This window comes from Nocardia sp. NPDC059154 (assembly GCF_042755705.1).
Taxonomy (GTDB): domain Bacteria; phylum Actinomycetota; class Actinomycetes; order Mycobacteriales; family Mycobacteriaceae; genus Nocardia.
Genome location: NZ_JBHZCS010000020.1, coordinates 14,899 through 26,211 on the forward strand (window position 1 = coordinate 14,899; position 11,313 = coordinate 26,211).

The following is an 11,313-nucleotide window of genomic DNA, read 5'->3' on the forward strand; positions in this document are numbered from 1 at the left end:
CCGGCACGGTCAGCGAGTGCCGAGTGAGCGGTCCTTCCACCGCAGCCCGCCCGCCCGGTACGCGCGATGGGAGCGAAACGACAGCGTCAGGTAGGCCGCGACCGACAGCGGGTGTGCCAGCGCGGCAACGAGATCCGCGCCGCCCGCGGTGCCCCCGCTCTCGGTCGAGCGGGCCAGCAGCCGGGCGGTAACCGCTGCGCCGTAACCCAGCAGTCCCATCCGGCGCAGTCGTCCCCGCCCGCAGATCGCTGCCAGTGGCGGGGCCCAGAACGCCAGGGCCGCAATCGAACCGACCGCGAGGCTGCCGGCCGGTCCGCCGTAGGCGGACCACAGCCAGCGGGTGTATCCCTCGGTGAGTTCGGTGGTGTTGCGGTACATCCGGGTTTCGGCGAGGGGACCGGCCGTGACCAGGGCGGTGTGGCGTCCGGTGCGGCGGAGGCGGCGGGCGATCGCCAGGTCTTCGGTCATGCTGTCGGCCACGGCCGCGTGACCGCCGAGGGCGGCGTAGGCCGCGGCGTCGAAGACCAGGAACTGGCCGCAGGCTACGGCCATCGAGGGGCGCAGGGTGCGGTTGGCCAGGGCGATGGGCAATGTCGAGGCCCAGGACCAGCACAGGAGCGGCTGGACCAGGCGCTCCACGGGCGATTCGGCGCGCTGCCGGGGCCAAGGGCACACCAGGTCGGCCCGGGCCGAACGCAATTCGCGCACGGCTGCCGCCAGCGCGGCGGGCGCGAGCCGGATGTCGGCGTCGAGGAAGACCAGCGCGCCGGCGGGGGATCCGGGTGCGGGCGGCTCGAGGGCGAGGTCTGCCAGGCGGGCGCAGGCGGCAGTCTTGCCGGTCCAGCCGGGGGCGGGATCGATGTCGTTGCGGGAGAGCAGGAATCGGTTGTCGTCGCCGATGGCGGTGCGGGCGGCGTCGGTGGTGCCGTCGGTGGAGCCGTCGTCGAGGATGAGGATCCGGAGCCGTGGAATGCCCTGCTGGGCGCGCAGATCGGCAATGAGGGCAGGGAGGCGGGCGGCCTCGTTGCGGGCGGGGACGCAGACGGTGACCGATTCGGTGACGGGCCCGCCGGCCGGCCGGAGGCGGCGGGTGCCGAGGCGGTTCGCCAGGGCGGTGGCGGCGCCGAGGGCGGCGACGGCGCTACCGGCCGCCACCGCCCTGGCGGCGAGGGTCATCGAGTCTTGGTGCGATCGGGGCGCAGCCAGCGGGCCGCGCGGACGTAGGCCGGCGGGTCGGGGTTGCGGGTCATGAAGGCGAGGACCGCGACCATGGCCGCCACCGCGAGGGTGATGCCGCCGACGATGCCCGCCCAGCCGGCGAAGGAGCGCGTATTCGGGTCCGCGTAGCCGACTTCCGCGCGCAGCGTGCTGACATCGCCGGCGGGGAGCTTCCAGGACACCACGGAGTCGCCCTCGCGGGTGCCGTTGGTGGTGGCGACGCGGGCCGGGAAGGCCACGGTCAGCTGCACGTCGGAACCCTGGGGCGGCAGGCTCTTCAGGTCCACCCGGCCGGTCAGGGTGACCAGGTCGCCGGTGCGGCTGAAGACCAGGTTGAACATGCCGGAGGTCTGGTCGGACATGCCGCCCAGCTGCTGCACCTCACCGAAGGTGAGGTCGTCGAAATACACCTGGCTGCCGACGTATCCGTCCTGTGCGTAGGAATCCACCCGCACCTTGCCCTGCAACCCGTCGGGCGCCTTCAGCTGCGGCCCCTTGTCCTTGTCGTTCTGGGGCACGGCCGCCGCGACGATGCGGCCCGACACCCGGTCATTGGAGGACACACCCATCGACACCTGCACCCGCAGGCATCCGGTCAGCATGACGGTGAGCCCCGCGAACAGGACCACGGCCAGCATCCGCACCCACCGGCGCGGTCGCCGCGCTCCCGATGCGCTGGGATCCGACGGTGTCATGGATTCGGGTGTTTCCTCTGCTGTCGACATGTTGGGACTCGGCTGCACGGGTCACATCGTGCCATGCGCCCCGGGCCACAGGGTGATTCGACGGGCGCTCAGCGTCCGAACCAGCGGAATCCCCAGCAGACCGAGCCCACAGAACCCGTATCCGGCCGACACCGGCAGCCCCAGGAACACCGCGTGCGCCAGCGTCGAGCCCAGCCAGGTCCACAGGAACACCGCCACCGGAACCATCCGCGCCGCGCCGGTATCCGGAGCGGTCCGATCCCACCACTCCAGCAGTCCCGCCATCACCAGCGCCACCGCGAACCAGCCGAGATAGTTGGTGACCGGAATCTGGCCCAGACCGGGCAAACCCGCACCAGTCGAGCGCCACGTCCACTGCCCATCCGCGACCATCTGCGGATCCAGGAACAGATCCCACCCGACGGCCCCGAGCGCCGTCAGCGAAATCCGCCCAACTGCACCATGACCCAGCATCCCGGCCACCACCCACACCGGATACAGCCCACCGGTCCAGGCCAGCGGCACGATCAACGGCACCCCGAGCAGCTCGGGCCCCAGCCGCCCGCTCGCATAGTCGTAGCTACCGAACGGAAACCCCGTCGCGATCCCCAGCACCTCCGCACCGAACCCGATCCCGAACACGATCGCCAGCAAACCCACGGCCCACCGCACCCCGCGTGTCACCCCGGCATGCACCAGAGCGATCCCCAGCGAGAGCAGTACGACCACCACGGTCACCCGATCCCGCCCCAGCCCGTGCGCCAGCGGATACGTGATCTGCACCAGCACCGCCGGCGTCGCCGCGATCGCCACGACCCGGCCGCGGAATCCGGTGTCCGCTCGCCCCGCGCCGATCGTCGTCGGACTTCCGGGGCGCCGAGGCGATGGCTCTTGCGCCGGCCACCGCGGCCACCACGCCGGTTTGGGCGCGGCCGCAGTGGGATTCGTGGTGGGCTCGGGTAGGCCCCGGGAGGTCATCGGCGCAGCGGAAACAGACGGCGCGGTCGCAGGTCGTGTTCGACCAGGCGGGCCGCGCTGCGTCCGCTCGCACCGGAGACGCCGCCGCCGGGATGCGTGGACGCGCCTGTCAGGTACAGCCCCGGCGCCCCCGGAACCCGCTGCCCCGAGAGCTCGGGCAGCGGCCGCCACATGAACATCTGGTCGATGGACATCTCGACGTGCATGACATTGCCGCCCAGCAGGCCCAGCTCGCGTTCCAGGTCGGCGGGCGTCTGGACGAAGCGCTGCGTCACCGTCCCGGCGAATCCCGGTGCGTGCGCGTCGACTTCGGCGATGATGCGGTCGGCCTCCCGGTCGGCGTGCGCGGACCAGGCGGTGCCGTCGGCCAGGTCATAGGGATGCCACTGCGACCACAGCGTGACCTGATGCTCGCCCGCGGGCGCGATGCTCGGATCCAGGGCGCTGAAACTCATGGCCAGCACGACCGGTCGCGGCGGCAGATCCCCGGCCAGCGCGGCGCCGTGCGCGCGGCGCAGCTCGCGGCGATCGGTGACGAGAAGCTGTAGGCCGTGGGCCGATTCGGCGGTCTCCGCGCCCGGATACCGGGGCAGGTCGCTGAGCGCGGCCCGCACCACCATGCCGATGCCCGGCCCCACCCGAATGCGCCGCCGCCACCCGGCGAGCACCCCGGCGTCGAATCCGCCCTGCTCCAACAGGTTCAGCGTGGTGAGGATGTGGGTGCCCGCGATCACGGTGTCCGCCTGCACGTTTCGGCCGTCCGCGGTGCGCACCTCCCAGGTGCCCCCGGCCCGGGCGATGGCGGTGACCGCGTCCCCGGCGCTCACGATGCCGCCATCGGATTCCAGCCGCGCCACCAGCGCCGCGGTCAGCGCCCCGCTGCCGCCGACCGCGCGGCCCGGCGGCAGCGTGTGCATGAGCGCCGCGAATCCCACCATGGGCGCGGACCCGGGTTCGGACATGGGTGGCCCGGACTGCGCGCCGAACCAGGCCAGCGCGGCCTTGAGCCGTTCACTGTCGAAGAGGCTGTCCAGCAGCGCGTCTCCGGTCTGCATCATCTCCCGCGACAGGGCCCCGGCACTGGTGCGGCCGGTCGCCCCGGCGGCCTCGCGAGGGTCCATGCCCCAGAACGCCTTCAGCAGGTTCCCGCCTGTCGGCGTCGCCGAGAACGCCCGCATCACCCGGGCGCTGCGCGGCCCCCACACGGTCACGAACCGCCGATACGCCTCGGCATCCCGTTCCCCGCACGCCGCCGCGATGGACGCGCAGGTCCGGTCCACATCGCGATGGAACACGATCGGCGGCAGCCCGCTCCCGGGCGGTGCGGGCGCGAAAGCCCATGGGTCGCAGTCGATGTACCGCAGCCCGAACCGGGCCAGCTCCAGTTCCTCGATGATCCCGGTGTGCCGGATCATGATGTGCGCCGACGAGCCCCGATCGACCAGGTGACCCGGGAACCGCTCCACCGTGGACACCGCCCCGCCCAGCACGGTGTCGCGCTCGAGCACCTCGACCCGATGCCCGGCCCGCGCCAGATAGCAGGCCGCGACCAGCGCATTGTGCCCGGAACCGACGATGACGACGCGGCGGGCGCCGAGGTCGCCGCGGCTCACAGGGGCAGCCGCCGGCCGAGCACCGCGAATCGCCGGGTGTCGCCGGAGAAGATGAAGTGCCGCACCACATCTCCGAACCCATGCCGCCGATACAGCCGCCAGGCCCGGTTGGATTCGCGATCCACCTCGGGCGTGGACAGCAGCACGGTCGGCTCGGGCCGGTTCTGCAGCAGCCGGGTGAGCAGGATCTCGCCGAGCCCGCGGCCCTGCGCCGCCGGGTGCACGTGCAGCTCGGTGAGCTCGAAGTAGTCCGAAAGCAGTTCTCGCGCGGCGTGTTCGGGCCATCCGGTGCGCCGCATGCCGCTGTACACCTGCTGGTGCCACCACTGGTGCGGCGCGCCGTGATACCCGTAGGCGATGGCCACGATGGGCGCGGTGCGCAGGTCGAGCCGTCCGTCGTCGTCGGGCAGCACCGCCGCCACGGCCTGCCAGCCGGGCCGGGTGGTGTGCTCGGTCCACATGGGCGCGCGCTGGTGTTCGGTGCCGCGCGGGTAGTCCATTGCCGCCACGTAGACCGAGAGGGCGTCGTGCAGCCGGTGCCGCAGGGTCGCGGCCGACAGGTCGACCACCACGGGCGCTGGCGTCGGTTTGGGAGTGACTGCGGTCATCGGCTGGACGCAACTCTCGTTGGCGCGGACGGATGGGGTCGACAGTAGCGCCACGTGGCGGCGTCAACTTGTCGGTGGGTCTCTCTATATTCAAACCCACGAGAAACCTTCGAATATCTGTTCGATCTTTCCAGCGGGCGAAATGCCTGATCGGGACCGGATGTCCTCCTGGAAGGTGAATCAGGTGTACGAGTGGGGAGGTACCCGAAATGAGCGGGAAAACTGAACGACCGAGCCATCCCGGCCGCGCCGGCGATCTACTGCGCAAGGCGGACGGTCTATTGCTGGCAGCCCAGGGGGAAACCGACCCGGCGGAGCGCTTCCGTACGGCCTACCTCGCCGCCCTCCGCGGTGCGGGCGCCGTGCTGGCCCTCACGGGGGCAGACCGCGCGCCCCGCGCGCGTTCTCGCAACGCCTGGGTCCTGATGCAGCGCGCGGCACCGGAATTCGTGATGTGGGCCGACTATTTCACCGGTCAATCCGAGACCAGGGCGGCCCTGGAGGCCGGGTTGCCGCGGCCCATCGATGATCGTCGCGCGGACGAGTTCGCTTCGCGGGTAAACGCATTCCTACACGACGTGGCGGACCTGCTGGCCGCCGCGGCCCGGCTGCGGCCCAGTTCAGGGTGGGTAACCGGAATGCTGGCGTGAGTATCGGCGAGTAGGTGGTCGCAGTCTGATCGAACTCGTATTATTGGTGGCAGACAGCCGCCAAGGTCGGCTATCCGTCGTCTACCCGGAGACGACAGCCACCACCTAGTGCCGGGGGAGGTACCGTGCCACTCTCCGAGCACGAGCAGCGCATGCTCGAACAGATCGAGAGCGCGCTCTATGCTGAGGATCCGAAGTTCGCCTCGACTGTTCGGGGTGGACGGTTACGTTCTGCCACTGGTCGACGCAGACTTCAGGCGGCCGCCCTGTTCGTCCTCGGTCTGTTCCTATTGGTGGCCGGTATTGCCGCACCGTTCAAGCCGGGCGGCTTCCCGATCATCAGTCTGGTCGGATTCATCGTCATGTTCAGCGCGGGTGTGCTGTTGCTGATCGGTGGCCCTCGGATGGGCGCGCCGAGCAGTCGCGGCGCCGATGCGCATCCCAGCGCGGGTGGCGCTCCCGGCGCCGGCCGCGGGAAGCCCCGTAAGCAGGGCGGGTTCTCCGCGCGGATGGAGGACCGGTTCCGCAAGAGGTTCGAACAGGACAGTTGACCGGGCTGCCGTGCCGCCGAAGGCTTTCGGCGTCGCGCGGCAGCGGATGATCGGCTAACTGAAGATTCAGCGACACGCCGTGGCGCCACACCGATTTGGGGTGTGGCGTCACGGCGTTTCTCGTTGGTGCCGATTCGGCGTGTCGGGAGCGGTCCAGGATTCCCCACACCTCCCCACGGAGCCTCCCCACCGCGCCCCACGAATGCCGGAAATGCACGCTATCTGCGGGTTTGCTGGCGGTTGTCGGATGCTCGCCGGCGCGCGTCGCGCGTGTCGGGGGAACTGCGCGAAATCTTCCCCACCTCGGTGATAGCTGGTGTGACCTGCGAAGTTCGCCAAGCGGGGACCGAGATCACCGACGCTTTCGATTGAAAGTGGGGGAAAGTGGGGTAATGTGGAGCCCGCACTACAGGAGGCCGAACAGTCGAGAGGGTGATCCGGCAGGAGGTGTCGAGGCTTGTTTCTCGGGACCTATACCCCTCGGTTGGACGACAAAGGGCGACTGACGTTGCCTGCGAAGTTCCGGGACGAGCTGGCGGGAGGGTTGATGGTCACGAAGGGACAGGACCACAGCCTTGCCGTGTATCCCAAGGACGAGTTCACCGCGCTGGCGCGGAGAGCCGCGGCGGCATCCCGGTCCAATCCGCAGGCCCGCGCATTCGTCCGGGCCTTGGCGGCTTCCAGCGATGAGCAGCGTCCGGATGCACAGGGCCGGATCATGCTGTCGGCCGAGCATCGCCGCTACGCCAATCTGTCCAAGGATTGCGTGGTGATCGGCTCGGTCGACTTCCTCGAAATATGGGACAAGACGGCGTGGGATTCCTACCTCGCCGAACACGAGGAGGATTACTCGCAGGCCAGAGACGAGTCGCTGGGCGAGATCTTCTAGCCCGCAGCGAGGCGAGTGCCCTGCGGCCTCTGCCCGACACCGACCCTGACGTACTTCCCCAACGCCAGGTGCGGTGCTTCGGTCAGAGACCACGGGGCATTCGCCCAATTCGAAGGTCCTTTTCGCTAGCGACCCCAGGTGGCCGTGCGAATGAAACGTGAGGCAGGAATTCCGGGAGGTCGAGGTGCACCGAGGCAGTGACGGCCCCCGCCATGTTCCGGTTCTCCTCCATCGCGCCGACGAAATCCTCGGTCCCGCACTGCATTCCGAGGGCGCGGTCTACCTGGACTGCACGCTGGGGCTCGGCGGTCACGCCGAGTACTTCCTGCAGACGTATCCGAACATCCGCCTGGTCGGGCTGGATCGCGACACCGCGGCGCTGAAGCTGGCGGGCGAGCGACTAGCCCCGTTCCGGGACCGGATCACCCTGGTGCACACCAGGTATGACGGCATCGCGCCCGCGCTCGAGCAGGCCGGGCTGCCCGACAAGGGTTCGGTCAGCGCGATTCTGATGGACCTGGGTGTGTCCTCCATGCAGCTGGACGAGGCCGATCGCGGCTTCGCCTACTCCATCGACGCACCGCTGGACATGCGGATGGACTCCAGCACCGGCCCCACGGCCGCCGACGTGCTCAACACCTACAGCCACGGCGAGCTGGCCCGGGTGCTGAAAACCTATGGCGAGGAACGGTTCGCGGGCAAGATCGCCGCCGAGATCGTGCGGCGTCGTCAGCGCACCCCGTTCACCACCAGCGCGCAGCTGGTGGAGCTGCTCTACGACGCCATCCCGGCCGCGGCCCGGCGCACGGGCGGGCATCCGGCCAAGCGCACCTTCCAGGCATTGCGGGTGGAGGTCAACCGCGAACTGGAGTCCCTGGAGGCCGCGATGCCCGCGGCGCTGGACGCGCTGGCCCCGGGCGGCCGCATCGTGGTCATGAGCTACCAGTCCCTGGAGGACCGGGTGGTGAAGGCGGCGCTGGCCAAGCGGTCGGTGTCGCGCACCCCCCTGGACCTGCCGGTCGAATTGCCGGGTATGGGACCGGAATTCAGGATTCTGACCCGCGGCGCGGAGAAGGCCACCGAGCAGGAGATCGAGGACAACCCGCGAGCCGCTCCGGTGCGCATGCGGGCGGCCGAACGGATCGTAGGGGAGGAGCAATCGTGAGGTTCCGGGGTGGAACGGCGCGTCGAGCGGGCATCCGCTGGATCGGAGCCGCACTATGACGATCAGGACGCAGGCGACGGGCCGGGGGGCCCGCCGGGTGCAGGCCGCCGAACGGGTGAAATCGGGTGCGGCGCAACGGGCCTACGCGCGCCGGCGCAATCGGGAGGGCGGGGCCGACCTGCCGGGTATGCGCCGCGGTCGGCGCAGCGATCCGATGCCGCGCGGCCGTATGTCCTTCGTGGCCACCATTATCGCGCTGCTGGGCTGTGGCCTGGCGCTGACGCTGCTGCTCACCACCCGCGCCACCGAGGACAGCTATCAGCTCGGCGATCAGCGCCGCGCCAACCAGAAGCTGTCCGACGAGCGGGACGCGCTGCAGCGTGAGGTGGCCTCCGCCGATTCGGCTCCCGAATTGGCCAAGCGCGCAGCCGAACTGGGCATGATTCCGGCCAAGGATCCGGCCCGGCTGGTGATCGGCCCGGACGGTCAGGTCACCGTGGTCGGCAACCCGCAGCCCGCTGAGGGCGCGCCCGCGCCGCCGCTCAACACGACGCCGTCGGCCGCCGCGCAGCCGCCGAAGCTGCAGCAGGCCCAGGCCGAGCGGGTGGTCCCGGTGACCACGACGCCCGCCCCGCCGGCCGCGGCCCCGCCGACCACCACCGCCGCGAATCCCGTTCCGGCGGCGCCGGTCGCGACTCCGCAGAACCCGCAGGTGCAGGCGAACGGAGCGCCCCGATGAGCCGCACCGCATCGCCGGCGAACGGGGCTGGTCGATGAGCCCTACCCGCGCGGGGCGCGGGCGCGATTCCGGCCGGGGCCGGTCCGATTCCGGTCGAGGGCGGGTCGCCGCCGCCGGCCGGAGCCGGTCGGGTTCCGGCCGTGCCGGTTCGGGGCCGGGCCGGCAGTCCAGACCGCGGCCCGCTCCGGGCTTGGACTCGAGCGCGCGCTTCCGGTTCGGGGTGGGCCGGCTGGTGATGCTGGTGGCGCTCGCGGTGGCGGCCATCCAATTGCTGTGGGTGCAGAGTATTTCCGCGCCGAAGCTGTCGGCGGAGGCGGCCAGCCAGCGCACCGTGAAGGTGGCCGATCCGGCCAACCGGGGGCCGATCACCGATCGGTACGGGAAGTCGCTGGCATTCACCATCGCGGCGAAGGAGCTGAGCTTTCAGCCGGTGCGGGTGCGCAAGGATTTGGCGGACGCGCACGACAAGACGCCCAAGACCGCGCCGGATCCGGACGATCGGCTGGCGGCCATCGCCAAATACATTCACGAGAAGCTGGGCAATGACGCGCCCGAGAAGGACATCCTGGCCAAGCTGAAGAGCGACGAGCCGTTCGTGTACCTCGCGCGGAATGTGGATCCCCGGGTCGCCTCGGACATCACTCTGCAGTTCCCCGAGGTCGGGATGGATCGGCAGGATATGCGCGAGTACCCGGGTGGATCCCTGGCCGCCAATGTGATCGGCGCGACCGGTTGGGACGGGCACGGCCAGATCGGCCTGGAGTCCTCGATGGACGCGCTGCTGGCCGGCTCCGACGGCTCGGAGACCTACGACCGCGGCTCCGACGGCGCGGTGATCCCGGGTTCGTGGCGTGATCGCCAGCCCGCGGTGAACGGCTACGGCCTCGAGCTCACCCTGGATTCGGATCTGCAGTACTACGTGCAGCAGCAGGTGCAGCAGGCCAAGGACCTCTCGGGCGCGAGCGCGGCCTCGGCGGTGGTGCTGGACGTGCACACCGGCCAGGTGCTGGCGATGGCCAATGACAACACCTTCAATCCCGCCATGGGACCGCAGTATTGGTCCACCACCGATCTGGGCAATCCGTCGGTGCAGGAGGTGTTCGAGCCGGGCTCGGTGAACAAGATCGTCACCGCGGCCGCGGCCATCGAGTACGGCCTCACCACTCCCGATGAGGTGCACCAGGTTCCGGGCAGCATCTTCATGGGCGGTGTTACTGTGCACGACGCCTGGGAGCACGGCGTGGCCCCGTACACCACCACCGGCATCTTCGGTAAGTCCTCGAACGTGGGCACCCTCATGCTGGCGCAGCGCGTCGGCGAGGACCGCTATTTCGACATGCTCAAGAAGTTCGGCCTGGGCCAGCGCACCGGTGTCGGACTGCCGGGTGAGAGCGCGGGCGTGGTGCCCGCCCGGGACCAGTGGTCCGGCTCCACCTTCGCCAACCTGCCCATCGGCCAGGGCCTTTCGATGACGACCCTGCAGATGACCGCCATGTACCAGGCCATCGCCAATGATGGCGTGCGGATGCCGCCGCGCATCGTGAAGGCCAAGATCGCCCCGGACGGCACCCGCACCGAGGAGGAGCCGCCGGAGGGCGTCAGGGTGGTCACCCCGCAGACCGCGCAGACGCTGCGCCAGATGTTCCAGGCCATCGTGCAGAAGGATCCGCGCGGTATCCAGAGCGGCACCGGCAGCCCGGCCGCCGTGGAGGGCTATCAGATCGCGGGGAAGACCGGCACGGCCCAGCAGATCGACCCGAAGTGCCACTGCTACTCCAGCGACCGCTACTGGATCACCTTCGCGGGCATGGCCCCCGCCGACAATCCCCGCTATGTGATCGGCATGATGCTGGATGCGCCGGTGCGCAGCTCCGACGGCAGTGGTGGCGGTTCGGCCGCGCCCCTGTTCCACAGCATCGCCTCGTGGCTGTTGCAGCGCGACCGCATCCCGCCGTCGCCGCCTGCCAAACAGCTGATTCTGCAGGCGAGTTAGAGCAGGGAGCGGATGGTTGTGACGCCCACCGCCGCGTGGTGCGTGCACCGGCGGGTGACCGAACTCCGCCGTGCCGATCGCGCGGCGATCGAACACAGGTAACCTGACACGTCGATCCGGTCATCCGGACCGATTCATGCATATGACCGCCCCTTGGAGAGGAGCTTCGTGCCCGCGCAGTCGGTTCCGTACAGCGGTGATCGAG

At 70.2% G+C, this 11,313-nt stretch carries 11 protein-coding genes; 6 read left to right on the top strand and 5 right to left on the bottom strand.

Translation table 11 applies throughout. The annotated features are described in order from the left end of the window. Positions 1-9: 9 nt before the first annotated feature. From ACFXN1_RS18750 to ACFXN1_RS18770, 5 genes are all read right to left on the bottom strand, one after another. Positions 10-1,176: a glycosyltransferase gene (locus ACFXN1_RS18750; RefSeq protein ID WP_379437045.1), complete on the bottom strand. Its 1,167-nt coding sequence runs from the start codon at positions 1,174-1,176 to the stop codon at positions 10-12. Then, entirely contained in the window at positions 1,173-1,856 is a 684-nt protein-coding gene (locus ACFXN1_RS18755; RefSeq protein ID WP_379437085.1) for an LppM family (lipo)protein, read from the bottom strand. The genes ACFXN1_RS18750 and ACFXN1_RS18755 overlap by 4 nt, the downstream gene beginning before the upstream one ends. A 108-nt stretch (positions 1,857-1,964) precedes the next feature. After that, complete coding sequence (locus ACFXN1_RS18760; protein WP_379437046.1) at positions 1,965-2,900, bottom strand: carotenoid biosynthesis protein; 936 nt, start codon at positions 2,898-2,900, stop codon at positions 1,965-1,967. Further along, positions 2,897-4,513 carry a phytoene desaturase family protein gene (locus ACFXN1_RS18765; RefSeq protein WP_379437048.1) on the bottom strand — a complete coding sequence of 539 codons (1,617 nt, stop codon included), beginning with the start codon at positions 4,511-4,513 and terminating at the stop codon, positions 2,897-2,899. Before ACFXN1_RS18765 ends, ACFXN1_RS18760 begins: the two co-directional genes overlap by 4 nt. Next, complete coding sequence (locus ACFXN1_RS18770) at positions 4,510-5,121, bottom strand: GNAT family N-acetyltransferase (protein WP_379401643.1); 612 nt, start codon at positions 5,119-5,121, stop codon at positions 4,510-4,512. Before ACFXN1_RS18770 ends, ACFXN1_RS18765 begins: the two co-directional genes overlap by 4 nt. A 209-nt stretch (positions 5,122-5,330) precedes the next feature. On the opposite strand from ACFXN1_RS18770, the gene ACFXN1_RS18775 reads away from it, so the two are divergent. From ACFXN1_RS18775 to ACFXN1_RS18800, 6 genes are all read left to right on the top strand, one after another. Then, the gene (locus ACFXN1_RS18775) at positions 5,331-5,771 is read left to right on the top strand and encodes an SAV_6107 family HEPN domain-containing protein (RefSeq protein WP_379401644.1); all 441 of its coding nucleotides are present in this window, start codon (positions 5,331-5,333) and stop codon (positions 5,769-5,771) included. A gap of 125 nt (positions 5,772-5,896) precedes the next feature. Next, a complete protein-coding gene (locus tag ACFXN1_RS18780; RefSeq protein WP_379401646.1) occupies positions 5,897-6,322 on the top strand; it encodes a DUF3040 domain-containing protein in 426 nt (141 codons plus the stop codon). Between the two features lie 457 nt (positions 6,323-6,779). Next, positions 6,780-7,211 carry a division/cell wall cluster transcriptional repressor MraZ gene (gene mraZ, locus ACFXN1_RS18785; protein WP_213560465.1) on the top strand — a complete coding sequence of 144 codons (432 nt, stop codon included), beginning with the start codon at positions 6,780-6,782 and terminating at the stop codon, positions 7,209-7,211. Between the two features lie 184 nt (positions 7,212-7,395). Continuing rightward, positions 7,396-8,376: a 16S rRNA (cytosine(1402)-N(4))-methyltransferase RsmH gene (gene rsmH, locus ACFXN1_RS18790; protein ID WP_379401730.1), complete on the top strand. Its 981-nt coding sequence runs from the start codon at positions 7,396-7,398 to the stop codon at positions 8,374-8,376. Positions 8,377-8,431: 55 nt separating this feature from the next. Further along, positions 8,432-9,115, top strand: a complete 684-nt coding sequence (locus ACFXN1_RS18795) for a hypothetical protein (RefSeq protein ID WP_379437050.1) — start codon at positions 8,432-8,434, stop codon at positions 9,113-9,115. 34 nt (positions 9,116-9,149) lie between these two features. Next, positions 9,150-11,108, top strand: a complete 1,959-nt coding sequence (locus tag ACFXN1_RS18800) for a peptidoglycan D,D-transpeptidase FtsI family protein (protein WP_379437052.1) — start codon at positions 9,150-9,152, stop codon at positions 11,106-11,108. Positions 11,109-11,313: the final 205 nt, after the last annotated feature.

Excerpts from the sequence above, each read along its gene's own strand:
- ACFXN1_RS18750 (WP_379437045.1), bottom strand. The coding sequence starts at position 1,176 with ATGACCCTCGCCGCCAGGGCGGTGGCGGCCGGTAGCGCCGTCGCCGCC.
- ACFXN1_RS18755 (WP_379437085.1), bottom strand. The coding sequence starts at position 1,856 with ATGCTGGCCGTGGTCCTGTTCGCGGGGCTCACCGTCATGCTGACCGGA.
- ACFXN1_RS18760 (WP_379437046.1), bottom strand. The coding sequence starts at position 2,900 with ATGACCTCCCGGGGCCTACCCGAGCCCACCACGAATCCCACTGCGGCC.
- ACFXN1_RS18770 (WP_379401643.1), bottom strand. The coding sequence starts at position 5,121 with ATGACCGCAGTCACTCCCAAACCGACGCCAGCGCCCGTGGTGGTCGAC.
- ACFXN1_RS18775 (WP_379401644.1), top strand. The coding sequence starts at position 5,331 with ATGAGCGGGAAAACTGAACGACCGAGCCATCCCGGCCGCGCCGGCGAT.
- ACFXN1_RS18795 (WP_379437050.1), top strand. The coding sequence starts at position 8,432 with ATGACGATCAGGACGCAGGCGACGGGCCGGGGGGCCCGCCGGGTGCAG.
- ACFXN1_RS18800 (WP_379437052.1), top strand. The coding sequence starts at position 9,150 with ATGAGCCCTACCCGCGCGGGGCGCGGGCGCGATTCCGGCCGGGGCCGG.